We start from the raw sequence: 26410 nt of genomic DNA, 5'->3' as shown, positions 1-26410 counted from the left end.
CAGGAGGGTCGGACCTCTACTTCGGCTACGGCACTTCAAAGGGTAAAGTTACCGTGTGGATTTGAACCACCTAGATTGTGCGACTGTGAGGCGCACACAGAAAAAAGCAGCGGTTTCCCGCTGCTTTCTCATCACACCTTATTTCCCACCCGCACCGTTCACAAAGATGAACGAAGCGAACGCCTTGTTCACCCGAGCGACATTCGCATCCGTGCTGACCGCAGCATCGATACGAAGCGTCACCGTATACGTGACTTGCTTGCGATTAAACAGATATACCGTTTCGGCATACGGAATGTGGGCTTTCAAATAGTTCACCGTGTATTTCTTCGCCTTGACATCACCGAAAAGCGTAACATCCTCTGACGAGTACGAGTAGTCACTATCATTGCTGTGGCTTTCCACGTGCTCTTCTTCCGCATCCTTCAAGACCTCGGTGTAGACCTTCTTGCTGTCTGCCTCTATACGTAAGTAACCGCCTGTGAACGTAAAGGACTTCGTCGTGGGATCATTTCCATCGTATGAGCCGCTCGTCGTCCAATTTTCCGGGATACGCACGGTATAGCCCCATTTCTCGTTCTTGTACAGCACTGTACGATCCGGATCAGCAAGTTCATCTAAATCCTGAATGAAGCCAAGCTCCCCATCCATCGTTTCTTTATCCACGGAGATCGACGCCACCACGTTATCCCAGAACATCTCCAGCTCATCACTTTGATCATCTTGTGGATAGGTCATTTGCACTTCATATTTGTACTTGTCTTTGATAAAAAAGAGCGAACTCCCCGCATACCACTCGTCCCCCAAGGAACTCGCGAAACCTACCTGCCACGCAGGCACACCGTCTACGGTTACCTCTATTGGCTTGTCTGCTCGGCGATAATCCGCCCTGTATTGGGCTTCAAACTCACCAATCTCCCTACCCACCCATTCCGTTAGGGTATCACCAGATGAAGCTGAGGTCACATGAACTTGTACGGTTTGCGAATAATCCTCATTGTAAAAGGAATTGCCTCCACGATGATCCTGCTCCCAATCCGCAGGCAAATCGATCGATAACCCATATTCACTCGTATAGGTCACATCATCAGAATTAAAGACAGAAATATCCTTCAGCGAGTTATCTGCCGTATTAAAATCAAGCTTAAAGCTATCTAACAGATCGTTATAGCTGTTTTGTTTGGAACGATTCGTGTATTGTTCTTTGGTTACGAAAAGCTTTACCGTATACAAACGACCACCCTGCAGATAGCCTCGTGTCTGGATATAGCCATCATCACCCGATCGGCTCACGATTTTGGCATAAGGACTCCCTGCCCGCTTCACATATTGGCGCTCCAGAATCGTTGAACTATCCGCATAGCCTGAATATTCACTGTCATCATCACCTGCGATTTTGGTCAAAAGAGCCGCCGCCGACAGCTCATCACTTTGCTCGCTATCTACTTGAATGGAAAGCGCGAATTCGCCCTTTGCATCAACGAAGCTAACGGAATCACCATCGTCTGATTGTTGTGTTTTGACAAGACCCGCCGGGTACTTCATGGACCAGCCGAAGTGGCTGTCGCCAATCTTCGTTTTGCCGCTGTCCGCATCCAAGGAACTCCCCTCGGCATCCTCGGTTAACGTCGTTTCTGTGCTGTGCAATTCCCCCAGTTTCACGGCTTTGGTCAATGTCGTGCTTCCTGACTGAAGCTGAATATCCACCGATTGGCCTGGCGAGTATTTTTTAATCGCCTCGTTGTAGTCCACGAGTGTTTTGACCGAGTTAGGACCAACCGAAACCAGAATTTCATCTTGTTCAATTCCCGCTTCTGCTGCCGGTGAATCCGCGTCCACATAGGTCACTCGCAGCCCCGTCGAGCTCGGCAAGCCGACAACAGCTTCCCAGCTTTCTTCTAATTCAAGCCCTGTATAAGCGCGCTTCACCTTGCCATACAATTCAAAATGCTCCAAGACATACTTGACCGTATCTACAGGAATGGCGAATCCTAGATTTTCCACGCCAATATCGGCGTATTTCATCGTATTAATCCCAATGACTTCGCCCTTCATATTAATTAAAGCGCCCCCGCTGTTACCCGGATTAATGGCTGCGTCTGTTTGAATCAGCTGATATTGCGAGCTCACCGAGCGATCTAGACCGCTGACAATGCCCACGGTTACAGAGTTACGTAAAGCGAACGAAATCGGCGTACCAATTGCCGCTACTGTTTCACCAACTTTAATATCCGAGGAAGATGCAAAGGTGGCCGGTTGGAGGCCTGTAGCGTCGATTTTGACGAGCGCCAGATCGCTCTCCTCATCAATATTCGAAGCATGCCCGCGATAGGTTGTCCCCTCGGAGGTCACGACGACGATATTTTTCATATTTTTCACGACATGAGCATTCGTAACAATCACACCGTTCGAGGCCACAATGACACCCGTTCCGTGTGCAAGGTTAAAGCGGTTCTTCTCTAATGACTTGTCCATCTCTGAGGATGGTTTTCCTATAATGGCGACCACGGAAGGCGAGGCTTTCTCAATAACCTGCGGAATCTCTGCGTTAATTTCAGCTGCGTAAGCATGCGAAGACATCGGCTGTGCAACCGTCACAAGTACGAGGGCTGCAACGAGCGAGATACTCCCTTTTTTCATCCAAATTTTCCAATTCCCCATTATGTCGTTCCTCTCTTAACAAAAGTTGGCAATAGCTAGAATCTAGCACAATTCTGGTAGAGAGACAATATAAATATTTCCACAAAAAGGTAACTTTATCGACATTCTGCAATGCGCTCGGGATGGGTATACACGGTTAAATGGTCCTTCCGAATGAAGCCAACCACTGTAATACCAAGATCGTGAGCGAGTCGGAGGGCTAGATCGGTTGGTGCTGATTTCGACAAAAGAATGCCGACGCCGATTTTTGACGTCTTTAAAACAACTTCGGAAGAGACTCTTCCGCTGAAAGCGAGAACCTTATCCCGAACCGAAATCCGCTCCCGAAGGGTGTGTCCGTATATTTTATCCAGCGCGTTATGTCTGCCGATATCTGCTCGGGTAACTCGAAGCTCGCTGACTGTACACAGAGCTGCGTTATGCAAACCTCCTGTCGCTCGAAATTCCGATGACTGCTCCTGAAGTTCGCTCATCAGATGAAAGCATTGGGGGATAGTCAGACTGAGCTTCGTGGTCACTGTTTTGGCTGTGCGCATATCATTGTGAAAATAAAACTGCCGGCTTTTCCCGCAGCAGGAGCCGATGAATCGCTTGGATACCATCTGACGGCTCAGCTGATGAAGATGGCGCAGCTTCACATGGGCGAAGCCGCGGTCCTCCTCGAGGGATAGGGATTCAATCTGATCGACGAATCGGATCATCCCTTCGGAAGCAAGAAAACCCGTAACCAAATCCATTGTGTCGCTTGGTGTGTAGACGAGTGTGGCGAATTCTTCGCCATCGAGCAGAATCGTCAGAGGCGCCTCGATAGCAATCGTATCCACCTCAGGAAGCACCTCCGAACCATTATAACGGTGAATAGACCATGTTGTGGTCGCAGGAAATGGAAGCTCTACATCATCCACGGCTCATCCCTCCATTTCGGTTTCCAGCTCTACAATGCGCTTCTCTACATAACGAGTGTCTTTGTGTGCGTGATATGTTTCTGCCTTTTCAACGATGACAGCCGTGTTATACTCCGGAATGCCTGCAAATGGCTCATACACCCCCTTGGGTATGAGGCTGTTGCCCTCAGGCCAATGCACCTCGATGTTGCCCTGCTTGACATCTGCCTGCTTCACTCTGCCATGCATGCTGCCGAAACCATTGTATACCACGATCGCTTCGCCTTCATTTAAGGCGAGTCCCTTCGCGTCTTCTTTATGAATAAGCACATCGTAGCGATCCGCTTCATTGAACGGATCCACGTCGCTGTAGATCATCGAATTGAACTGCTTACCGCGGCGCGTCGTCACCGCGAAATGCCCCTCCGGCTTCCGCAGCTCCGGAAGCTCGATCGGCAGCAGCCGGCCGCGGCCATCCGGCGTCGGACAGACGCCGTCTTCGCACAGCCACGCGCCGCCGGACTGAAACACATCCCCGCGCTCCCGCAGGTGCTGGATGCCGTCATAGCTCGGCGCGGCCTGCGCGATCTCCGCGCGGATCGCTTCCGCGGTGCCGCAGCCTAGCAACGCTGCGGCTTCGGGCTTCACCCGACGGGCGAGATCGACGTAGATCTCCCACTCCGCACGGGCTTCACCGATGCGGGGACCGGCGATCTCGGGCGAGAAATATACCATCCGCTCCGTCGAGGTGGATGTGCCTCCCCCGGGCTGCTCGTAGCGTGTCATCGCGGGCAGCACCACTACGGCCTCGCGGGCGTCGAGCAGCGTGGAGGTGTTGAGAATGATGTCCTGGTGAACACGGACATCCATGTTGGTGAGGGCTTCGCGGACGAAATCTGGGTCCGGCATCGTCTCTAGGAAGTTGCCTCCGGATGTGTAGAACAGCCGGAGCTTGCGCTCCTGCTCCTCGGGCAGGAGCGCGTTCTCGAGGGTGACACCAACGATGTCACCCTGCCAGCTCGGCAGCTCGAAGCCCCAGAGCTGCTCGATGCGCTTGCGATCGGCGGCGGTGCTGATCTCGCCTCCGGGCAGGGAGAAGGGATCGGCGCCCATCTCGCCGGAGCCCTGCACGCCACTGTGGCCGCGGATGGGCATCAGCCCGCAGTGCTCGCGGCCGAGAAAACCTCGCAGGAGGGCGAGATTCGCCACCTGCGAGATGTTGTCCGTGCCGAAGCGGTGCTGTGTGAGCCCCATGCTCCACACGAATACCGCGCTAGCGGCACGCGCTAGGAGAGCTGCGAGCTCGCTGATGCGCTCGCGGGTGAGACCGGACGACTGCGTGAGCGTCGTCCAGTCCTGCTGCGCCACGTGGGCGCGCAGCTCTTCGATGCCGTTCGTGTGCGCAGCCACGAACGCATGGTCAATCGCGGAGCCGGGCTCGCGCGCCTCCATCTCGAACCATACCTTCATGATGCCATTCATGAAGGCAATATCTCCGCCGATGTTCACTTGGTACACATCATCAGCCAGCTTCGTGCCGAAAACGGCAGATTCAGCAATGGAGGGGATCCAGTACTGCTCCATCGACGGCTCGTAGTACGGGTTAATAACAATGATCTTCGTCCCTTTGCGTTTGGCCGCATACATATACTTCGTCGAGACCGGCTGATTGTTCGCGGCCACGCTCCCCCAGAACACAAGGACATCCGTGCCGATCCAATCCTTGTAATTGCAAGTCGATGCGCCCACGCCTACGGAACGCTTCAGTGCCGTCTTCGACGGCGAGTGGCAGATACGCGAGGCATTGTCGATATTGTTCGTTCCTAGCAATCTCGCTACCTTCGCTGCCACGTAATACGACTCGTTCGTAATCCCTCTCGCCGTTAAGTAGAACGCCATCTGCTTCGGGTTCAACCCGCGCATCTTCGACGCAATCGTTTCCAGCGCTTCGTCCCATGAGGCACGGCGGAAACGTCGCTCGCCGTTCTTCCGGATGAGCGGATATGGAATCCGCCCTAGCTCGCGAAGCTCAGTTGAGCTCATGCGGCTAAGCTCATCGATGTCCGCGTGGAGCAGATCCTCACGGATCGCTGGCATCGTATTCAGGCGCAGGACGTTCAGCCGCGTCGTGCAGATGTGCGGCCCCGCCAGCGTCTGGTCGTAAAGCCCTGAAACACCAAGCGCGCAGCCATCGCACACGCCTTGTGTCAGAATCCTCACCGCATAGGGCAGATTATCTCGGTTTTGCCAAGCAATCTTGGCGGTCTCTCGAATATGCTTCGGCTTGACTTTACCGAGACCGAACGGTATCTTACTGACCCAGAGCTTCGGGTCTGGTTTCGCGGGCAGCTTAATCGGCCCTGTGTGCTTCGTTTTCCCCAAATTGAACGCCTCCCATTGCGTGTATGTATGGCCTCACCATGTTTTTGCATGTAGTTTGCATGTCCTCTTACACAGCCAATTGCGTATATATGGCATCACTATGTATGGCATCTATTTTACATCTTTGACGGCCTAAACCGGCCGCTGAGCACTTTCCTGACTCTCATCTACTGCTCGTACGAAGCCTGTTGGTTAAAGTTTCAACCGCTTGTTCACTACCGCTCCTCGGCTCTTTAGAAGCAAAAAACCACCGCAAAACAACCCCAAGCCCCTCTTTACAAGAAGAGTCTCGGGTTGTCCCACAGTGGTTAGTCTCCGGCAGGTTCGCTACCAAGTGCCAAGCACCTTACTTATGTATATGTAGATGTACGAACGGATAGTTATCCGTGTCTGGTACCGAACTTCTTTTCCAAATCCTCATCAAAGACGAATACCGATATCCCTACATCCTGCGCAATATCGATATCAACGAACAGCTGAATGAATTTCGCGCCAAGCAATGCTTCCATCTCTACAGGGGGATGATCTTTGTAAATTTCTTTGACCATTTCGGTGCGTGCCGTGCGGAGCATTTGCCTGCCATCGCCGGTCTTCGCCATAAATTTCTCCACAGGAGAAAGGTTTCCCGCCATTTCACAGATCGCCCAGCTTTTGCAGAAGGTCGTCGTCACGCGTTCTGGCCCTTTGCCCATATGCTTCTTGCGATAAGCTTTTACCAGGTTACTGAATTCGGCCTCCATACGATTCATTGGTCAGCCACCTTTTACATAATCTGTCCCCATCATAGCAAGAAAGCCCTTACCTGACAATATCATAAAGGCCTATCCGTGTGGATTACCAAAAAAGAGCAATCAAGACATTCGTCTTGTCGCTCCACCGCTCTATTCAGCCGTTCAGCCCGTGAACCGCTAACATCTTATTCCTTAATCTGAAACTGATGTGCCATCTCCTTAAGCGCTGTCGCCATGTGGTTAAGAGAACTGGAGGATTGCGCAATCTCGTCAATCGTGGCAATTTGTTCTTCCGTTGCGGCGGTAATCGACTCCGAACTTTTGGCCGACTGCCCGGCAATGCGGTCCAGTTCCTGCAAAGAGGCAGTAATTTCTTCGGAACTTGCCGACATTTGCTCAGCCGCCGCCGAAGCCTCTTGAATTTGGCTAACGACCCCTTGCGCGGTTTCCACAATTTTAGCAAAAGCTGTTCCCGTTTGCTCTATCGCCAACATGCCTTGCTGGAATTCGTCAATGCCCTGGATAGTCGAACTGGAAGCGGAGGCAATGTCCGCCTGCACTTGACTGACAAGCTCGTTGATCTGCTCGGAAGAATGCTTCGACATTTCCGCTAGCTTTTTCACCTCGGACGCAACCACCGCAAAACCTCGGCCTTGCTCCCCAGCCCGTGCCGCCTCAATAGAGGCATTTAGTGACAACAAGCTCGTTTGGGAGGCGATATCCGACATCATGGTGACAATGCTGCTAATTTCTTGGGATCGCATATTCAGCGTCTCCATCACCTTGGAGATATTGTTGACTGCTTCCTCCACGGACTGCATTTTGGAAATGGACTGCTCAATAAGCCCGAAGCCGTATTCCGCTTCCGTCTTTGATTGAATGGATGTTTCATAGGCCTGCGAAGACGTATCGGCAATGCGCAGAATTCCCTGCGTCATTTCTTCCATTGCTCTGGAGCTTTGCTCCGTGCTCATCGCTTGTGTTTCGATGCCTGCCGCAATATGCTGCGTAGACTCCGCAATATTCCTTGAAGCTTGTGTCGTTTCCTCAATGGAGGATTGCAACGTCTCCGAAGCTGCGGAAACTTGATCTGAGCTATGCATCACTTGCTTCACCAGCGTTTTTAAATTCGTGCTCATCGTCGTAAAATCACTGGCCAGCTTGCCGATTTCATCCCTGTTCTTAATGTACAGCGCATCCGAAGTCAGGTCGCCAGTCGCAAGCTTTCGGGCTTCAGCAGCAATTTTCTTAATCGGTTTGGAGATATGATTGGAGAATAGGATAACCCCCACTGTCCCCAAGACCAGACAAATGAGCAGCGTCGTGATCATGGAATGCAACAGGCGCTTCTGACCTTCATTGTAGTCCTGGTAATAGGAACCAGCTACGACAATCCAATTCCATTCCGGCACTTTGAGGGCATAGGCTATCTTCATCGCCTCTTGGTCACTGTTTGGCAGCGGCCAGTCATAGAAGGTAAAACCGCCGCCATTTTGAGCCTGGCGAATCATGTCCTGGATATAATAAACGCCGTCCGACGACTTTTTATCCCATATATTCTGACCTTCCAGACTCGGATGCGCTTGCAAATCCCCTTTATCGTTTAGGACAAAATAATAGCCGTTGACGCCCATGTTAATATTACGATTAATTGGTCTTGTTCCATCTGCCTGCTTGCTGCCCAACATGATGAGCTTCGCGTCTTCTTCCGCCAGCTGCATCGTTAATTGGCCGTTCTTGACCAGCTCATTTAGCTGATTAATATTTTGAACCATCAGCTTGACGCTGTTCTCCAGGTTTTTCTCAATGAGCTTATCCGTCTCGTCTTTGGCGTTAAAATAACTGTCAATAGATAAAAACACCGTAGGAATCAACAACAACAATAGGCAAAAGGCTAAAAGCTTCTTTCGGATTGTAAAGCCCCATTTCAAGGAAGTACTGCCAACTTTGTGCATGTGTTCTTCGCCTCCTGAGCAGCTCGCAAGCATAGGATTATTAACCTAGGTATAAATAACTAGATATATAGATCTTTATACCCCCATTATACTTAGGATTCGATGTAGCTGAGCACGTATGTGTTACGAAAACAGTAATTTTCGTAACACAGTAGCTAGTGCTGGTGTGCCAATGCGGGTGCAGCATGTGCACAAAAGGCTGCCAGCATCCGCTGACAGCCCCACCGCATTAACGCGATTTGATGATGACATCCTCGCTGTGCATCTCCCCAGCAAAGAACAATCCTTCGATTTCTCGTGGCTTATGCAAAAGCGAAGCGCTCACGATATTTCCCGTGTGATCGAGATAAGCACTAACATCCACATTGCCATGGTAGAGGCATATCTCATCCGACCATCCCTCACCTTCAATCCGCAGAGCTGTCGCCTCCCATGGCGCTAGCTCTCTTCCCTGTAAACGCGCGGATGTCCGGTGAACGACTACACGAGGCCGTGTGCTGCCATCCTTATTCGGTACAACGATAGTCTCCATCGATGCTTTCCCCCGAACAGACAGCGATCGCTTAACGACTGGATTCGTATAGTACTCCCCTAGATGAAACAACAGGCCGGATTCTACGGTCAGCACATCTTCCTGCCCCGCTTGTGGTGGATAGTGTAGTTGCACATTAGCTCCATCTAAATGCGTACTAACCCTTCTCCCCTCCCAATCACAAATGGCTTGGCCACATGGCAGGTGATAATACTGCTCATATCGATGCAGTTCATTGGCCTCGAACAGATCCACGATGAGCCAGTACCGGTTCTTTACAAACAGTACTTTGCGTGAGTGAATAACGGGATCATCGTACCTGGTGTAGCCATAATGACTGGCAAACCAATAGTCATACTGATCTTTACCACGTACATCCCATATTTTGCAAGCCGCTGTCGGCGGCGACTGCCAATGCAGGCCTCGGACGTGCTGATCCTGCCCGTCCACAACAACCGTGTTATGCGCCCGCGTGGACACGGTATATTTCCGCTCTTTGTTCCACTCGAAGAGGCCCATACCCGAGTCTGGCAGCAGTTCTTTGCCACCAGCATACATGATTACGCTCAGCGCATCGGAATGCGCATGTCCGTTAATCCCAACGCCAGCACGCATCCCCATATACAGCGCATCCTGCTTCCAATCTTGCCGTGAGAGGATATACCCGCCAGTGGAAAAACTAGCCAGTGTTTCCTTCGGCATTTCGGCAGTCAATCGATCATATCTTTCCACTGCCTGAGGTCCCAACCTCCATAATAAAGAGAAAGGCAGTTCGGCGTGCCCGCAATATTTGAAATCAGCCCGATTATACAAATACGCCCCTAAGCTCATTGTCGTGCGCAGCTCACTGGACACATGCGCATCCGTATCACCAAAGCGCGGTAATTGGCCATCTGGCGTCAGCATATGCAGAAGGACAACATACATTTGCTCAAGCACTTGTTCATACGAAGATTCGACCGCCAAACCGAGTGTCTGAAACAGCGGAACCAATTCGAACAAGTCCCGCATGACGACCAAATGATAGTTGGGACTCGCTTCAAATTGGACCCCATCTTCGTATACATTTTGCTGGATGTAGCTCGGTAATTCCTTCAATCCGTAACTCAGCCACGCTGAGGAGACCTTGAGCTCCGGCAGCAGCAGCGCGACCTGGATGAGGCCACGAAGCTGCATTGTCGCATGGTTGCCGTGGTGTGCATGATAGCGGTGTACATAGTGGCCATGCTCATGGAACGATTTGATCATTTTCATTTTCACTTCCGGCGTGAAAGAAGCCGAACCCCAGAACGTCATGAATGCTTCCGGCAGTGTGAACAATCGCACACCGACGGACAACGGATCCCATGTACAATGCTGGGCTCGGAACGTATCGCCCACAGGTACGGGATTATCATCGATGAAATCACGCATCATCTCATTCCAGCACACTGCGTACTTCTCGTCACCCGTCACACAGTAAGCCCTCGCCAAATGCTTCACATATACAAATCTCGTCAAATGCAGCTGATACTGCGAGCTATCGTACAGCCAGCTGTTCCAATCATACTTACCATCCTGAAAGTGGACGCGTTTTCCTTTGAAAATCGGAATATCCCCCGCTACAATCCGGTCAGCTTCCACGACGGACAACTTGGCTTCCTCGTCATCCCAGTACCGTTCTCTGGCATACGCCATCAAGCTCGGCACATCACTCACGTTAAAATAGTAGCGATTGGTGACGCTGGCATCAATCACTGACAAATACGCATCCCGTGCGCCAACTACATCACTGAGAGCCATCCTCTCACGTACCAGCTCCATCCCTGGTCGTTCCACATCTAGCTCTAGCCGAATAAACGCCTCATCGGACATTTGCGGTTGCGTAAAATCTGGATTATGACGTAAATCCTTATATCCCATCTCAATCATACTTTCACCTTCTTATTCCTTAATTGAGCCTAGCATCGCGCCTTTGGCAAAGTACTTTTGTAGAAAAGGGTACACGGCCACGATAGGCAACATCGCGAGCAAAATCGCCGCATTCTGAACGTTAGGTCCCAGATTAACGGCCAACTGTGCATCAATCGCAGCATCAGCTGATATGTTAGAGGCGCTAATCGCCACCATTTGCCTCAGCAACGGTTGAATCGGCCAGCGGTTCGTATCATTGATATAAATAACGGCCGAGAAAAACTCATTCCAATACTGCACCATGAAAAACAGCGTGAAGGTCGCAATAATCGGCTTCGACAGCGGAATTACAACGGATAATAAGATACGAAATTCTCCCGCTCCGTCAATGCGCGCTGCTTCGTCCAGACTCTCCGGCAAGCTTTGGAAAAAGGAACGGATTACAAGCACGTTAAACGCACTTGTTGCAGCAGGCAGTACGATCGCCCAATAGGAGTCGAGTAGCCCTAAACTTTTCACAACTAGATAGCTTGGAATCATGCCGCCATGGAAAATCATCGTAAAGAAAATAAACAGCATCATGATACGGCGTCCAGGCACAATCCGTTTAGAGAGCGTATAGGACAGCGTGATGGATACAAACAGATTGACACAGGTGCCCAGCACGGTAATGAAAATCGAATTTTTGATCGAATTCAGAAAGGTTTGAGCATTAAACAAGTAGCTGTAAGCGTCAAGTGTCCAATGCTTCGGCCATATAAAGAAGTTCCCGGCCATCGAATCCCCTGGGGGGCTGAATGAAACTGCAATGATATAAAGAAAAGGCAGAATCACCGTCAAGGAGATGAGCACAATGATGACGGTAAGGAGACTGTCGAACCAGGTTACGCGTGCTTTCATAATGTTACTCCTCTCTAGAAAATACCCTCTTCACCGAGCCATTTGGCTGCATAATTTGCTGTGAGCACCAGAACGAGACTCGCTATCGACTTAAACAAGCCAACGGTAATGGCGAAGCTGTAATTGAATTGCTCCAACCCGATGTGATACACGAAGAGGTCAAACACATTGGACACATCGAGATTCAAGCTGTTGGTCATCAGGAAAATTTGCATAAAGTTCGAATCGAGTGAGGAACCCAGCTTCAGCAACATCAGAATGACAATCGTGCTTTTAATCCCAGGCAGTGTAATGTTCATAATATTATGGAAACGATTCGCCCCATCTACTTTGGCAGCCTCGTACAGTTCTGGATTAATGCCAGCAAGTGCAGCAAGGAAAATAATCGTACCCCAACCCGCATCTTTCCAGATGGATTGCAGGATAATGAGCGGACGGAACCATTCATTGCTGACAAGGAATAATGTGTTCGAGCTGAACCATTGCTCCATGTAATGATTGATGACCCCTGATGGGCCAAAGAACGAAATCGTAATGCCGTATATGACAACCCAGGACAAGAAGTGTGGGAGATAGACGATAGTTTGGGAAATCCGTTTAAACAGTTGAAGCCGTAATTCATGCAGCATAATGGAAAGCATAATCGTAAATGGGAAATAGACGAACAAATTGAGAAATGAGAGCAGTAATGTATTCTTGAGAAGAATATAAAAGTCCGACGTACTGAAAAAGTCTTTGAAATTCGTAAGGCCGACCCACGGGCTATCCCATACGCCGACAAAAGGACTATAATCCTTAAAAGCTAACACTAACCCCCACATAGGGGCATAGTGGAACACGATGAAATACAGGAGGCCCGGTGCTGCCAGCACATAAAAAGGCCACAGTTGTTTGAATTTATTAGGTTTATGAAGTCGTATCGTTCTCTCCAAGCCGTTCCCCTCCTTACCAAAAATAGAGGGGGCTAGCCTGCCCCCTACGCTTGCTTACTTATGATCTTCGATATATTGATCGAGCAGCTCTTTCGTGATTTGTCCACCCAAGCCGTTCGTCCAAGCATCTACTTCTTTCTGAACGTCGTCCCATTTGGACTCGCCCAGGACGTATTTCGTCATGACAGCGCTCATTTTTTTGTAGCTATCTGGATTTTTACTGGCAATCTGTGAATTATAGCTGAGGAAAGGATTCTCAATACCCGCTTTGCTGATTACATCCAGTGATGCCTTTTGAACCTTCAAAATCGCTTGATCTTTCGCTGTTGCGTACGTGTATGGATCGGCTTTGTTCTCGAGAACAAATTGGGATGGTTTATCCAGGTCAAATTGTTTCTTCTGCTCGTCCGTTTGAACGGCTACGCCGTCCTTCAGCTCACTAGCATGCAGCCCAATCACGCCGGTTTTTGCAAATGCTGCGTTCTCTTCGGAAGCACTGAAATCCAAGAAGTCGATGATTTTCTGAACCTTATCTTTAGGCACCGAGCTCGGAATCGCCCAAAGCCCGTAGTAGCCACCGCCCACGCTAACTCCTTTTTTGCCACCCGGTCCCTCTAACAGGTCAATGATGGCAATCTCCGCATTCGGGTCAACTTGTTTTAGTTTAGTTACATTGGTTTCGGTTAAGTCACTCGCATTGCCAGCAAATACGCCAGCTACACCTGCCATGAATTTGCTTCGCACTTGCTGCTGGTTTTTCAGTACCGGCGCGTCCTTGTCAATCAAACCTTTGCTCCAAGCACCTTGCAGCCAGTCGAGGTATGCTTTGTACTCCGGTGTTTGGAAATCCCGAACTGCATTACCGTTATCCAGCTTCCATACGTTAGGTATACCGAAAGCAAACTGCATCGGATTCGTACCGGCAAATGGACCAGGATTCCCGATCGCATCTACGCCGTTAACTGAAAGCGGAATCGTTTTACCGCCGCCAGCTGGATCTTTTTCCTTAAACACTTGAAGCACCTTGGTCAGCTCGTCTACTGTTTTGGGCACCGCCAAGTTGTATTTATCCAGCCAGTCTTTCCGAATAATCAGGTTGCCGTCTCCGCCGCCATATATACCGCGCGGTCTTGGAATCCCGTAAGCTTTCCCTTTGACTTCCGAGTTTTTCCACACGGTCTGATTAATCTGCTTTAAATTTTTGGTATTGTCCAAATAAGGAGTAAGGTCATGGAAGGCACCCATCTTGACCAAGTTGGTATACTTATCGTCTTTACCGCCATCCAGCAAGAGCAAGTCATAGGAATCGCCAGCGGAGACAGCGACCGAAAGCTTATCTTTGTATGCTTCGGACGGAACAAATGTAACGTCAAGCTTCACATTCCCTCTTTTCTCCAGATCCTCTTTCGCCTTATTATTGTCTGTTGCAGGCGGATTGCCGAACAAAATGGTCATCGCTTTAATGGTTGTAGGTGCTGCTGAAGCCGTGGGCGACTGCGAACCTTGCGCTGTGCTGGCTGGTGTCTTGGAATTGCTTGAGCAGCCTGCTGCCACAGAAGCTAAGAGCAATGTAGCCGCGAGAACGGGTACAAACGTTTTTTTACTAGTCATGTATATTCCCCTTTTCGTTTTTACTGACGCGTCGTATGTGGTACAGTTTGAATTATAGAAGATGATATGGAAGCAAGAACATGTCGAAAACAAGTGAAAGTGTCACCGTTTTTAAGATATCGCTCTGAAGCGGTATCACCCTTTCTCCCCATGTACTATAATGCAAATACAAAGACCCCCGACCTGAGCGGAGGGAGATCAACTATGCCAAACGGATGTGATGAGCACCATGATGTTGCCCTTCTTCGGTTTTCTAACCCGTAGCTTCTATATCAAAATGATTCTAGTCATGCTGGCTGTCTCCATCATCCCGCTGATTGTATTATCTTATATCTCCATATCCGTCTCCAGTTCAACCGTGGAAAAACAGGTCAATCGGCTGAATGCCCAGCTCGTCAATCAAGTTGTGGACCGCATTGAACTGACGATGTCCAGGTTCCGAGAGCTTAGTGAGCAGTATTCCCGTATTTCATCGATCCAAAGCGCACTGGTGTCGCCCTCCTCCCAATATTTCGAAGAGGTTGTCCGCAAAAAGGATCTCATTTCGGTTCTCAGTACCGCTTCTGCCGTGATCGGCAATGTCGAAGGACTACAGGTATATTCCAACATTACGGGTGAAGTCTTATCCTCCGATGAGGCTCCCTCAACCTTGGAACGCTCACCTTTCAAGCCCTTGATTCAAGAGTTCCTGGCAAAGGACCAATCCAGCATGTTCCTGGATAAGAGCTCGCACCCTGATTTAAAGATACTGCAAAACTCAACCTACTACATCGGCCGTATCCCTTTCGAAGTCTACGAGGATTTGCGCGGGGTTCTTTTGATTTCGATGAATAATGCGCAGTTTCAGCAGCAAATTGAGAATATTCAGCTGGGCTCGCTCGGCTCTGTCTCACTTCTAACGCAGAGTGGCATTACCATAGCCACAACCAGCAAACTAGAGCGCAACCAGGATGATGTCCGTACCCGCAACATTCTAGCGCATTGGGTCTCATTAGGGAAACCAACGCAATTCGGGATGGACACGTCGATCATTTCCGTGAAACAAACGAAAACCTTTGATAAATGGATCGTCATCTCGGAAATTCCTTCACAAGAGTTGACCCAAAGCGCTGACATCATTCGCAAGACCGTCACCTATTTTCTCCTTGCACTTGTCACGGTCGGCGGCCTCTCCGTTATCGGCTTCGGATACCAATTGTATCGCCCATTGCAAGCAGTGAAGCGACAGGTCGATGCGATCAAAAAAGGGAATTTCGATGCTCGTGTCACTTATTTTGCCAATAATGAAATCGGCGATTTAGGACGTATGCTCAATGCGATGGCTGTCCGTATTCAGGACTTGCTTTCCGAACAGCAGGAGTCCGAAGATATGAAGCGCAAGCTGGAGATTCGGGCGCTGCAATCGCAGATTAATCCACATTTTATGTACAATACGCTCAATACGATTCGCATGTTTGCTATGCTGAAAGATTACGACAACATTAATACTTTGATGGGAAAATTCGTCTCCTTGCTGCGTTACAGTATGGAAAATTACGATCAGAATGTGCCGCTGCAGCAGGAGCTAGACTATCTACAGGATTATATCGGCCTGCTAAACATGCGATACAAATACCAGACCAAGCTGCATGTCGACATTGAATCGCCTTTGAAGGCCATGTACATCCCTAAGCTAAGCTTGCAGCCACTCATTGAAAATGCCGTGTTTCATGGGATTTTACCCAAAAAGAAGGCTGAAGGCCACATCCACATTCGCGTGTATACGCGGTCCATTGACGCATGCACCGTAATTGAGATTGAAGACGATGGGATTGGTCTGGATGAGACGCAGCTTGAGAAGCTGCGGGTGCACATGCAGCAAGAACAACTGGGCGAAAATATCGGCCTCAAAAATGTCTGGTTACGGATCAGGCTGATGTTCAGCAAGGAAGCGCAGATGGAATTATTCTCTCCCAGTGATCAAGGCCTGCTGATTCGTTTCCTGCTTCCCCCTGATACCGTACGTTTAAAGGAGGTGCAGCATGAGCAGCTATAAAGTGTTATTGGTCGAGGATGAGATACCGGCAAGAACCGTTTTTCGGCATATGATCGAGGACCAAAGCGACATGTTCGCACTCGTTGGTGAAGCGGAGGATGGAATTGAGGGCCTTGAACTCTTTTTACAGCATAAGCCCCAAATGATCGTTACAGATATTACAATGCCTGGGATGAACGGCTTAGAGATGCTCCACGAAATCGAACAAAGCGGTGAAACGATGCCGCAAATGATTATTCTGACGTGTCACAAAGACTTCCACTATGCTCAGCAAGCCATTCAGTTAAAGGCCGCCGCCTATTTAATCAAAGATGACTGCCTTTCTGATCCCGAGTTGCTTGCCCGCACCATGGAGGGTCTTGCCCGACAGGCGGTTTCATTAGATGAATCCCGAGAGAAGCAGCTGCTCCTGGAGCAAAAGGTTCGCTCGAACGAAATGGAGATTGAGCAGAGTACCTTTCTCGATATGCTTCGTTCATCGGATGCCGAGTCCGAGTGGCTTCAGAGCTTGGAAGCTGCCCATATCCCAGTAGCCAGCGGGAACTTTCATGTGCTGCTGCTGGAACTCGATCGAAGCTCGCTGCGGTTCTCGATTGATCAGCAGGAAGAGTTGAAGCTGTGGCAATTCGCCGGAGTCAACGTCTTAAAGGAGCTGCTCACGGCCCGTGGGGCGAATAAAGTTATCGCCTTGGATAAAGGGCGGTTCTTTTCAATCTATGCGCCAGAGGGGAACTCCTCCCAAGGAGAGGTGCTCCTTGAACAGATCATTCAATCCTTTACGGCTTATCTTAAAATGAACCCGCTCACGTTGGAATTCCGAATCGAGCAGGGTATGGGAGAACGGCTGGCGGAGCTGAAGAAGCTTGTGACGGCTGCCAATCCGTTCTTTTATCAGTGGAATGTGACCGTCTCACGCTCTGCTTGGACCGAGATGGTCACGTTTCAACACATCCCAGAGAATTATAGTCGTCTCTGGGTGAAGATTTTGAAGCAGGCACTGCTGGAGCCACTTCGCAGTGCAGCCGCCCTAGAGGAGGAGCGCAACTCTTTCTTCCGACAAGCGTTGGAACAGCGATGGGACCCGGAGCAGATCAAATCCTTATATCTACGCGTATTTCTGGATATCAGCCATTTCACAGCGGATGCCGAGGAACCCGTGGAGCTAGAGGCAGCGTTCCGCAAGAAGCTTGATCAATGCCAGACATTCCACGCTGTGCATGAAACGACGTTCCTTTTCTTCCGTAATCTGCAGAAACTACAGGGCGATAGCAAGTCAATCGACTCCTCGATCTCCCGTATGATCCAGAAGATGTACGAGGACCTCAGCTATCCGTACAAGTTGGAAGAACTGGCAGAATCGATCAATTACAGCGTGCCTTATTTCAGCAGTATGTTTAAGAAAACGACTGGCGAAAGCTTCGTTCAATATTTAACTCGACTGCGAGTGGAAAAGGCCAAACTTTTACTCCTAACGACGGATCAGAAAACATTTGAGATCGCCGAATCCATCGGTTTCGAGAATTACCGTTCATTTAATCGGATTTTCAAAAGAGAAACGGGTGTGACGCCTTCGGATTACCGACGGGTGCAGGAGGAGTAAATACAGCACAACGAGGTTCAGTCGGTTAAAATCAATTAAATACCCCTGCAAGAGAGCGCATCACGTGATGTGCTTCTTACAGGGGTATTTGCGTATCTATGAAACTTCTATTCATCATCTTCCCATTTACGCGAATAAGCCTTCTTCGTTATCCAAATCGTTAGCCCAATCACGATAATAATCGCAATCACACTGCCAATAATCGCACCAACCACCTGTCACACGCCCCTTTTATCTGCTCCTACATCCCATTCTATCAAATGTCGCCTAGTCCGACAGCATCGACTTCGACAATTCAGCGACAGAACGCTGACCACTAGCTCATCGTTTGAACCTGGAGTCACTTTCTCTTAGAACAAATCCAACTGTCTCGGTGCAAGCCCCTCGTAGTCCAAGCCTAGCATGCTCATCAACGTTTTCGCATTCCCTGCTGCATGTCCACCTGAGTTGTTGTTGAAAATGATACAAATCTCCCGCGTCTGCTCCTGCAAGCGGAGCAACCTCACCTTCCACTCCAACAATTCCTGCGGATTGTAGTCGTACAGATACCTTACATCGCGCCAGTTGGCCTCGTTCGTCTGTACCCATCCCCCGACATTGCGTCCGTGGAAGCGAACCATCGTCATGTCAGGATGCGTCGCCTCCAGGACGATCGGAACGGATCCAATTCCTGCCTGCGGCTCGTCGCAGATGCTGTGCATCCAGCCCTCGCGCTTCATGAAGGCCAGCGTCTTATCCCGCATGTCCTCCGTGAACCAGCTCTGATGTCGGAACTCCAGCGCGAGCGGGACATCGCCCATTTTGGCTTTCGCCTCCCGAATCACATCCACACTCGCCTTGTTGCACGCAAACCACGGCGGGTACTGAAACAGCACGGCCTTCAGCTTTCCCGCTTCCTGAACGGGTCGAATTGACTGCAAGAATGCCTCGTACATCTCGCAAGTCCCACCTGGAAACGGATTCTCACCTCGAAGGTGGCCAGTCATCCCTTGGTAGGCTTTGATAATAAACCCAAAATTCTCAGGTGTCTCTTGGACCCATTTCGCATAATTGCGTTCAGGCTGGACGGCATAGAAAGATGTATCAACCTCCACTACCGGGAAATGAGCACCGTACGTCACAAGCTTCCCTTTGCTACCGCCTAAGTCATGGTCACCCCAACCAGCCAAACCAATATTGATCATTCTTATCACCCCGAGTTAACACATTATATCTATTGTACCAAATGACTTTCTCTTTACAACTCTCAGTGGAGCAGGTATAGTTACGCTATATAGGATTGACCCGGAGGAGCCTGCCAAAAGCGGGCTCTTTTTGTCTTTTTCGGGGAACTACGGGTCGTTTATTACACATAACTCAGGTCAATTCTGGAAATCCTGAAATCAAGTCATTGGGGGGAGCAACATCTAGTGGAATTACAAGCTTACTGGGCTATCGGCATCTTCTTGCTTATTTATGCCATTATCATTTCTGAGAAAATTCACCGCACCATTATCGCCATGATTGGCGCCGTGCTTATGGTTGCTTTCGGCATCGTCAGCCAAGAGACTGCGCTGCATCACATTGATTTCAACACGCTAGGCCTGCTCATCGGGATGATGATTATTGTGGGTATTACAGCGGAGACGGGACTTTTCAAATATGTAGCGGTAAAGGCGGCTAAGCTCGCCAAGGGACAACCGCGAAGGATATTGATCGCACTCGTGGTCATCACGGCGGTCTGTTCTGCTTTTTTGGACAATGTGACGACCGTCCTTCTTATGGTCCCTGTCACCCTGAGCATTACGAGACAGCTTCGCGTGAATCCTTTCCCGTTCCTTTTCACACAAATTCTGGCCTCTAATGTGGGGGGTACAGCAACGCTGATCGGCGATCCACCGAATATTATGATTGGCAGCGCGGTGAAAGAGCTTACATTCATGGCATTTATTAATAACCTTGCACCAATTGCAATCATTATCATGCTGTCCTATATTCCATTATTTCTGCTGCTTTTCGGGAAACAAATCAAATCTACCCCAGCGCTGCAAGAGAGCATTATGGCGATGGATGAGAAGGCCATGCTGACAGATCGGAAGCTTCTCTGGAAATGCCTCATCGTTCTGGCACTTACCCTTCTAGGTTTCTTCCTGCATCAGAGCTTGCATTTGGAATCGGCTACGGTTGCGCTGAGCGGTGCGTTTCTGCTGCTTCTCCTGACTGGCGAGCATATGCTGGAGTCGGCTTTCGCTAGCATCGAGTGGCCTACGATCTTCTTCTTTGTCGGTCTGTTCGTGCTCGTATCCGGACTTGTGGAAACCGGTGTGATTGCTCAATTAGCTGCGCAGGCGATTGAATTGACAGGTGGCAATGAGCTCGCAACTTCGATGCTGATTCTTTGGCTGAGCGCGATTGCATCGGCTTTCCTCGATAACATCCCATTCGTCGCTACCATGATTCCGATGATTCAGGAAATGGGTAATATGGGTGTGAGCAACCTTGAACCTCTGTGGTGGAGCCTTGCCTTGGGTGCTTGTTTGGGGGGGAATGGCACCTTAATTGGAGCCAGTGCGAATTTAATTGTCGCAGGTCTCGCAGGTAAAGAGGGTTACCCGATCACCTTCATGAAATATCTGAAATATGGCTTTCCTTTGATGATCTTATCGATTGTTTTATCCAGTATCTATATCTACCTGCGATATTTGATGTAGGGAATCCACGAAGAGAGGAAGATGATGTGATGTTACAATACACATTTGACGACAAGGTTATACAGCTCAGTGAAGCACCCAACGGGCAGGATATTGAATTCCGCATTCACATTCTCGGGGACGCTTCTATGGATCAGAGGGTGAAAGACATTCAGCATGACTTCGAACATAATCATGTCATTACAGATGTATTGTTCTACGCCTTTAAAAATCATGATTATCAATTCATTGTGCGTCAAGATTCCTATGAGGACTTTATCCTATCACTCATGAAGCATCGCCTCATCACGAGCGTTACTTGGGTGTAGCAGGTGTTACTGAAAGGTTAAACCGAACACTTCGGTTATGTGATAGGAGGAATTGAGATGATTCATTACTGGCTTGTCTTGCTTGCTATCGCGGTTGCTATTGCCTATTTGGCAGACAAACTGAAACAACCTTATCCTACATTGCTCGTCATTGCGGGTTTATTGCTTGGACTCCTTCCCATTCCTGCTATGGATGAGCTCAAACTTTACATCTCGTCCGATCACGTATTCCAAACCACTGTTATCCTTATCTTCTTATCCGCCCTCATTGGGGATGCGGCGATCAAGCTGCACTTCCATGAGGTGAAGGAAAACAAGCGGCCTATCCTACTGCTTTCCTTACTCGGCACATTGATTACCTTTGTTCTTGTAGCGGTGCTCTGCTCTGTATTCTTAGGTCTCTCCCTGCAAAAATCACTCGTATTCGGCGCCTTGATGGCCGCTACCGATCCCGTTTCCGTGCTCAGTATTTTTAAGTCGCTCGGACTCAATTCGAAGCTATCCACGATCGTCGAGGGCGAAAGCTTAGCCAACGACGGCGTCGCCGTCGTCCTATTCAAAATCGCGCTAGTCACTACGATGCTCAGCATGTCCAGCCTTCTGGATGGCACATTAGAGTTTGCCAAGGTTGTGCTCGGTGGGATGCTGATCGGGATCCTTGGCGGTTTCCTAGCTTCCAGAATCACCTCGCGCATCGATAACTATCTCGTCGAAATTGGTCTATCCATCGTCTTGTTCTATGGCGTATTCGAGATCGCCGAGATGTTCCACCTATCCGGCGTAATCTCGGTGGTCTTTGCTGGACTATTGCTCGGAACTTACGGGAAGAACATCGGCATGTCTGACACCACGCTAGAGAAAATGGATTCCTTCTGGGAGGTCATCGCCTTTATTGGCAATGCGCTCATTTTCCTCATGGTGGGCTTGGAAATATCGAACATTGACTTCACGGACAAATGGCCCCTGATTGGTGGAAGCATTCTAATCGTTCTCGTTGCGCGATTCATCGCTGTATACGTAAGTCTCTCGATGGATCGCTCCATCCCTCGAACATGGAAGCCCATCATTGCCTGGGGTGGTCTGAAAGGGTCCCTTTCCATTGCCCTTATCTTAAGCGTGTCGCCTGCGTTCGAAGGCCGCGACCTGCTACTCTCGATGACGTTCAGCAATGTAGTGTTCTCATTGCTCGTTCAAGGAACGACCTTGAGTCGGTTGGTTGCGGTTTTGAAGGTGAAGTAACACCTGGTATTTCTGGGGCATAGGTGTAGTTCAAAAGGTTACCCGTTTAAATAGCACTGTGCCATAACGTTATTCGGATATATTCCTATTTTTTCCGAGGTATAGGATGATGGCATAACGTTATAAAAAAGAGCCCTGAGGCCCCGCCTCTGGCTCTTCTTCTATTTCTGAGTCAACCGTCCGTACGTTTCCTTATCACAAATTACGAAAAGCTTAGCTCCCAGCGGAATCTCTTCATGAAGCCTTTTGTTAATGTTCAGATGCTCCCCATCTGAGATCAATGTAGCGCCCTTTTGCAGCAAATCCTGAAAAGCATCATGGAACGTCACCCACTTCGCCTGTGTAGGAATCTCATAGAGGTCCTCACCTTGAGGCGTGCGCGTCAGCAGCTGTGTGAGAATCTTCGAGGTGCCTGGGCTGAACGCCGAGCGTACCGCGAGCTGGGAAATCGTCTCACTGCCAAAGATGAATTCATCAATGCGAATATGCTGGAAGTTGGGCAGGTTTTGCTTATCGCGAATCTCCACGATCGTGTAGACATGGCTATAGTTGCGCTCAACGGTCGTGGCGACCAGCAAGGTTTTGCCATCGACAAAGGCAGGATCTCGAATCGTGTTCTGGAACTGCGTCACCTCATCAGCAAAGATGAATACCGCTCTTGCCTTCGACGTATTCGCCATTTCGAGAGTCGCCACGAGTTGCGGGTTGCCCAGCACATAATGCACACGATCATGTTGAATTGGCGATTTGTCCAGTGTAGCTATAAGTACAACTTCCACGAGGAGATCCGAGTTCAGAATCTCGTTAATGGCATTCTCTGCATGCTGACTCCAGTCAATAATGACAAAATGATTCTCACCTGCAAACTTCAATTTCCCTTCCTCCTTCATCCGCTGATACACAAATAAGGCATCCACGACTTTACTAATCGTTATGGAAATAAGCCCAATACCAAAGATGTAGACGACGATCCCTAAGCATTTTCCTGCAACCGTATGTGGATAGAAGTCACCATAGCCGACAGTCGTAACCGTCGTCATGACCCACCAGAGGCCGTTAAATCGGGTCTCGAAGGTGCTCGGCTCAAGTTCATAGGCTAACAAGGCGCTGCCTCCAATGAATACAACAGCTACGCCAAAAACAAAGAGATTATTCCAACGGATTAGACGCAATAGGATTTTGGAGAAGAAGAGCATGGCAACCTCCTTACAGGGGTTCATCCAACTTTTACTAATACATTTATTATAACATATCCCCCTTAACGCTTATATTATGAGAGTATCGCAAAATGATTCGGAGTAGGAAAAACCCCAGCGCCAGAGTTGGCACCAGGGTTTCCTTCATGTACATACTATGCTTGATCCTATTTATTTCGCAGCTTTTTTCGCCCATTTGGCTTGCAGTGCACTCGTGATTTCTGTGTAAACCTGCTCCGTTGTTTTACCATCCGTGGAGATGCCTAGTTTGGCTGCTCTCTTATTCACAGCCTCAGCTACCTTCGCTTGTTTCGCTGCTTTTTTGGCCTCTTTGGCAGCCTTTAACGCCGTATGGAGTTCCTTGCCAGTTTTCCCTTCCGTCGAGATACCCGCTTCAGTCGCTTTTGCTTGCAGCTCAGTTAAAGACGCCGCTTTCAGCTCTGTCTTGATCTCCTTATTCGTTTTCCCATCCGTCGATATGCCAAAAGCCTTCGCTTTCTCCACTAAAAGTTGTTTCAAAGGATGAAACTTCGTTGTTGATGCTGCTGGTATATCTCCTTGTACATTTTCGGCGAAAGCCGCCACCGGAACAGAGCATATTATCGCACCTACTAACACTAATCCTGCTAATTTCTTTTTCAACATGTGGCATCACTCCTCGATTCGTATATAGGGTCGTTACCCCTTTACCTTACGAACCTTATCTTATCCCATAGTTATGTCATAAGTTTGTCATGTGAGGACAGGTATAGGTGGCAAAAAGATTTTGAAAACCGTCCCAGCCCCCAGCTGCGACTCGACACGAATGGAACCGCCGTGCGCCTCGATAATGTGCTTACAAATCGTTAATCCCAACCCTGCGCCGGAGCGATTGCGGCTTTCGTCCGCTTTGTAAAACCGATCAAAAAGATACGGCAGCTTCTCTGGAGAAATGCCCTGCCCCTCATCCCATACCTCGATCCAACGTTCCTGCCTGACCGCCTTCACGCGAATCCCAGCTTGTGAGCCTTCTGGAATGTGATTGATCGCATTATCCAGTAAGTTGATGAATACTTGCTTGAGTCGGTCCGCATCTGCCTGGACGGTATACGCTCCCTCCACACTTGCGCTGAGCTCAATCCCTTTACCCTTCGCCTTCATCTTCAACTGTGTCACCACGAGTCCAATTAACTCTGGCAGATCAACGGATTGCATCGTCAACTTCACCTGCTTCTCCTCAAATGAAGACAACTCCAGCAGATCATCCACTAGATGACTTAGTCGAAGTGTCTCTTGGAGGGAGATATCGATGAATTCCCTCGCATCTTCTGGATCAACTACGCCATCCGTGATGCCCTGCAGGGAGGCGCGTATCGTCGTCAGCGGTGTCCTAAGTTCGTGAGAAATTTCCGAGAGGAACCGCTTCCGGCCTTCTTCGACCTTTTGCAGCTTGCCGGCCATGCGGTTGAGCGACCCCGACAACGAGGCGATTTCATCTTTGCCGCGTACAGGCACCCTGCCACTGAAATCTCCGAGTGCCAGCGCCTCCGCTGTCTTGCTCATCTGCTGCAAAGGCTTCACAAAGTGCCGTGACACAAAGTAAAGAAGCGCAATTGCCAGTAGCGCCACCACGAGAGCAGAGATGTAAATAGCGCGATTAATCTCTTTAATCGTACCTTGGATATTCTGGATAGGCGTATACAGGAAAATCGCCCCAACCACCCGACTGTCCTGTAGGACAGGACGTCCGACGATCAGCATTTTGACAGGACTATTCTGTGTAAATGTGCTCTTCACTGTCACCGGGTTACCGGAGAGTACTTTCTCCACCCAGCCCAGTCGGGCAGGAACTTCGCCTACAGCTTGGATTTTATCCAAGGTCGCTCGAGGATGTCGGATCACCGAAACGCGGACATTTGAAGTTTTCTCCATCGCATTAATCTGCTTGCGGAAATCCTTCTGAGCCGTCGAATTATCGAACAGATCCTTCGCTAGCTCCTCCACTTGCTCCACTTTTTCCAGTAAAAGTTTCTCGCTTCGGTCATACGTCTTCTGCTTCATCGTGTAACCAATCGCGCCAGAAATCGCTACAATCGACACCACCGTAATCGCTATATATATAAATAGTAGCTTGCGATAAAAGGAATTCAGCATATGCCTGGCCCCTCAAACTTATAGCCCACACCCCATACTGTACGGATACTCCAGTCTTCTTTGCGATCCGTGAGGGCCGACAGCTTCTGTCTTAATCGTTTGATATATAAATCAACCACACGGTCCTCTCCTTCGAAATCCCACCCCCAGATCTTAGCGATCAGGTCCTCGCGCGTGAATACTTGATTCGGATTCCGTACGAAAAACAGCAGCAACTCGTACTCTTTCTTCGGTAAGGCGACAACCTGCCCCTCCACCGTCACCTCATGGCCTAGGCTATCAATGCGCAAGCTGCCGACCTCATATACGTTGGCCGCAGGCGCCACTTGGGTGCGAAGCCCCGTCCGACGAAGGATCGACGTTACCCGTGCGACCAGCTCATTCGGGTCAAAAGGCTTCACCAAATAGTCGTCGGCTCCCATCCGCAGACCCTCCACGCGCTCATCCACGTGGCCTCGCGCCGTTAGCATCAGAATCGGCACATCGCTTTGTGCGCGAACCATCTGACAGACCGACCAACCATCGCGCTTCGGCAGCATAATATCCAGCACGATGAAATCGGGCTGCAACTCCTTGAACCGCGCGAGCGCCTGCTCGCCGTCGTTCGCCGTCGCTACCTCGAAGCCGTTCTTCTCCAGATATAGCTTCGTGATTTTACATATATTCAGATCATCATCTACGACTAATACCATTGTCACGAGGGGTCACACTCCTTGAATGAAACCATT

19 protein-coding genes are annotated in these 26410 nt (G+C 49.5%); 5 read left to right on the top strand and 14 right to left on the bottom strand.

The features are described 5' to 3' along the window. Positions 1 to 138: 138 nt before the first annotated feature. The 9 genes from ASG89_RS13420 to ASG89_RS13380 form a co-directional block, all read right to left on the bottom strand. Entirely contained in the window at positions 139 to 2661 is a 2523-nt protein-coding gene (locus tag ASG89_RS13420; RefSeq protein WP_057311211.1) for a S1C family serine protease, read from the bottom strand. 95 nt (positions 2662 to 2756) lie between these two features. Next, on the bottom strand, positions 2757 to 3566 hold the full coding sequence (gene fdhD, locus ASG89_RS13415; protein ID WP_057311210.1) for a formate dehydrogenase accessory sulfurtransferase FdhD: 810 nt from the start codon (positions 3564 to 3566) through the stop codon (positions 2757 to 2759). Positions 3567 to 3569: 3 nt separating this feature from the next. Next, positions 3570 to 5927, bottom strand: coding sequence for an FdhF/YdeP family oxidoreductase (locus ASG89_RS13410; protein WP_057311209.1), 2358 nt, complete (start codon positions 5925 to 5927; stop codon positions 3570 to 3572). A 380-nt stretch (positions 5928 to 6307) separates the two neighbouring features. After that, positions 6308 to 6676 (bottom strand): DUF2294 domain-containing protein, encoded by a 369-nt coding sequence (locus ASG89_RS13405; protein WP_057311208.1) that lies wholly within the window; start codon positions 6674 to 6676, stop codon positions 6308 to 6310. Between the two features lie 167 nt (positions 6677 to 6843). Continuing rightward, on the bottom strand, positions 6844 to 8613 hold the full coding sequence (locus tag ASG89_RS13400; RefSeq protein ID WP_057311207.1) for a methyl-accepting chemotaxis protein: 1770 nt from the start codon (positions 8611 to 8613) through the stop codon (positions 6844 to 6846). Between the two features lie 229 nt (positions 8614 to 8842). Further along, complete coding sequence (locus ASG89_RS13395) at positions 8843 to 11056, bottom strand: alginate lyase family protein (protein WP_057311206.1); 2214 nt, start codon at positions 11054 to 11056, stop codon at positions 8843 to 8845. A 12-nt stretch (positions 11057 to 11068) separates the two neighbouring features. Then, complete coding sequence (locus ASG89_RS13390; protein ID WP_057311205.1) at positions 11069 to 11938, bottom strand: carbohydrate ABC transporter permease; 870 nt, start codon at positions 11936 to 11938, stop codon at positions 11069 to 11071. A gap of 14 nt (positions 11939 to 11952) precedes the next feature. Then, positions 11953 to 12870: an ABC transporter permease gene (locus tag ASG89_RS13385; RefSeq protein ID WP_057311204.1), complete on the bottom strand. Its 918-nt coding sequence runs from the start codon at positions 12868 to 12870 to the stop codon at positions 11953 to 11955. A 54-nt stretch (positions 12871 to 12924) separates the two neighbouring features. Further along, positions 12925 to 14481, bottom strand: a complete 1557-nt coding sequence (locus ASG89_RS13380; protein ID WP_057311203.1) for an extracellular solute-binding protein — start codon at positions 14479 to 14481, stop codon at positions 12925 to 12927. 220 nt (positions 14482 to 14701) lie between these two features. Here ASG89_RS13380 and ASG89_RS13375 point away from each other — a divergent pair, with 220 nt between their 5' ends. Continuing rightward, entirely contained in the window at positions 14702 to 16516 is a 1815-nt protein-coding gene (locus ASG89_RS13375; RefSeq protein WP_057311202.1) for a sensor histidine kinase, read from the top strand. Next, on the top strand, positions 16503 to 18116 hold the full coding sequence (locus ASG89_RS13370) for a helix-turn-helix domain-containing protein (RefSeq protein ID WP_057311201.1): 1614 nt from the start codon (positions 16503 to 16505) through the stop codon (positions 18114 to 18116). The genes ASG89_RS13375 and ASG89_RS13370 overlap by 14 nt, the downstream gene beginning before the upstream one ends. Before the next feature lie 350 nt (positions 18117 to 18466). Here ASG89_RS13370 and ASG89_RS13365 read toward each other — a convergent pair whose 3' ends face one another. Then, positions 18467 to 19300 carry a DUF72 domain-containing protein gene (locus ASG89_RS13365; protein WP_057311200.1) on the bottom strand — a complete coding sequence of 278 codons (834 nt, stop codon included), beginning with the start codon at positions 19298 to 19300 and terminating at the stop codon, positions 18467 to 18469. 225 nt (positions 19301 to 19525) lie between these two features. Between ASG89_RS13365 and ASG89_RS13360 the strand changes: the two genes are divergently transcribed. From ASG89_RS13360 to ASG89_RS13350, 3 genes are read left to right on the top strand one after another with little or no spacing between them, the layout of a single operon-like run. Further along, positions 19526 to 20806, top strand: a complete 1281-nt coding sequence (locus tag ASG89_RS13360; protein ID WP_057311199.1) for an ArsB/NhaD family transporter — start codon at positions 19526 to 19528, stop codon at positions 20804 to 20806. 29 nt (positions 20807 to 20835) lie between these two features. Then, on the top strand, positions 20836 to 21114 hold the full coding sequence (locus tag ASG89_RS13355) for a hypothetical protein (RefSeq protein WP_057311198.1): 279 nt from the start codon (positions 20836 to 20838) through the stop codon (positions 21112 to 21114). Positions 21115 to 21171: 57 nt separating this feature from the next. Continuing rightward, positions 21172 to 22353 carry a cation:proton antiporter gene (locus tag ASG89_RS13350; RefSeq protein ID WP_057311197.1) on the top strand — a complete coding sequence of 394 codons (1182 nt, stop codon included), beginning with the start codon at positions 21172 to 21174 and terminating at the stop codon, positions 22351 to 22353. A gap of 161 nt (positions 22354 to 22514) precedes the next feature. Here the strand turns inward: ASG89_RS13350 and ASG89_RS13345 are convergent, their stop codons facing one another. From ASG89_RS13345 to ASG89_RS13330, 4 genes are all read right to left on the bottom strand, one after another. Further along, positions 22515 to 23549: a potassium channel protein gene (locus ASG89_RS13345; RefSeq protein WP_057311196.1), complete on the bottom strand. Its 1035-nt coding sequence runs from the start codon at positions 23547 to 23549 to the stop codon at positions 22515 to 22517. Between the two features lie 171 nt (positions 23550 to 23720). Continuing rightward, the gene (locus ASG89_RS13340) at positions 23721 to 24194 is read right to left on the bottom strand and encodes a hypothetical protein (RefSeq protein WP_057311195.1); all 474 of its coding nucleotides are present in this window, start codon (positions 24192 to 24194) and stop codon (positions 23721 to 23723) included. Between the two features lie 87 nt (positions 24195 to 24281). Continuing rightward, positions 24282 to 25682, bottom strand: coding sequence for an ATP-binding protein (locus tag ASG89_RS13335; RefSeq protein ID WP_057311194.1), 1401 nt, complete (start codon positions 25680 to 25682; stop codon positions 24282 to 24284). Further along, positions 25676 to 26374, bottom strand: a complete 699-nt coding sequence (locus ASG89_RS13330) for a response regulator transcription factor (RefSeq protein WP_057311222.1) — start codon at positions 26372 to 26374, stop codon at positions 25676 to 25678. The genes ASG89_RS13335 and ASG89_RS13330 overlap by 7 nt, the downstream gene beginning before the upstream one ends. Positions 26375 to 26410 lie beyond the last annotated feature (36 nt).

The sequence above is a fragment of the Paenibacillus sp. Soil766 genome (genome assembly GCF_001428105.1).
Lineage (GTDB): Bacteria > Bacillota > Bacilli > Paenibacillales > NBRC-103111 > Paenibacillus_E.
The sequence above is the reverse complement of the archived record's forward strand: the minus strand, read 5'-3'. Positions and strand labels throughout refer to the sequence as shown.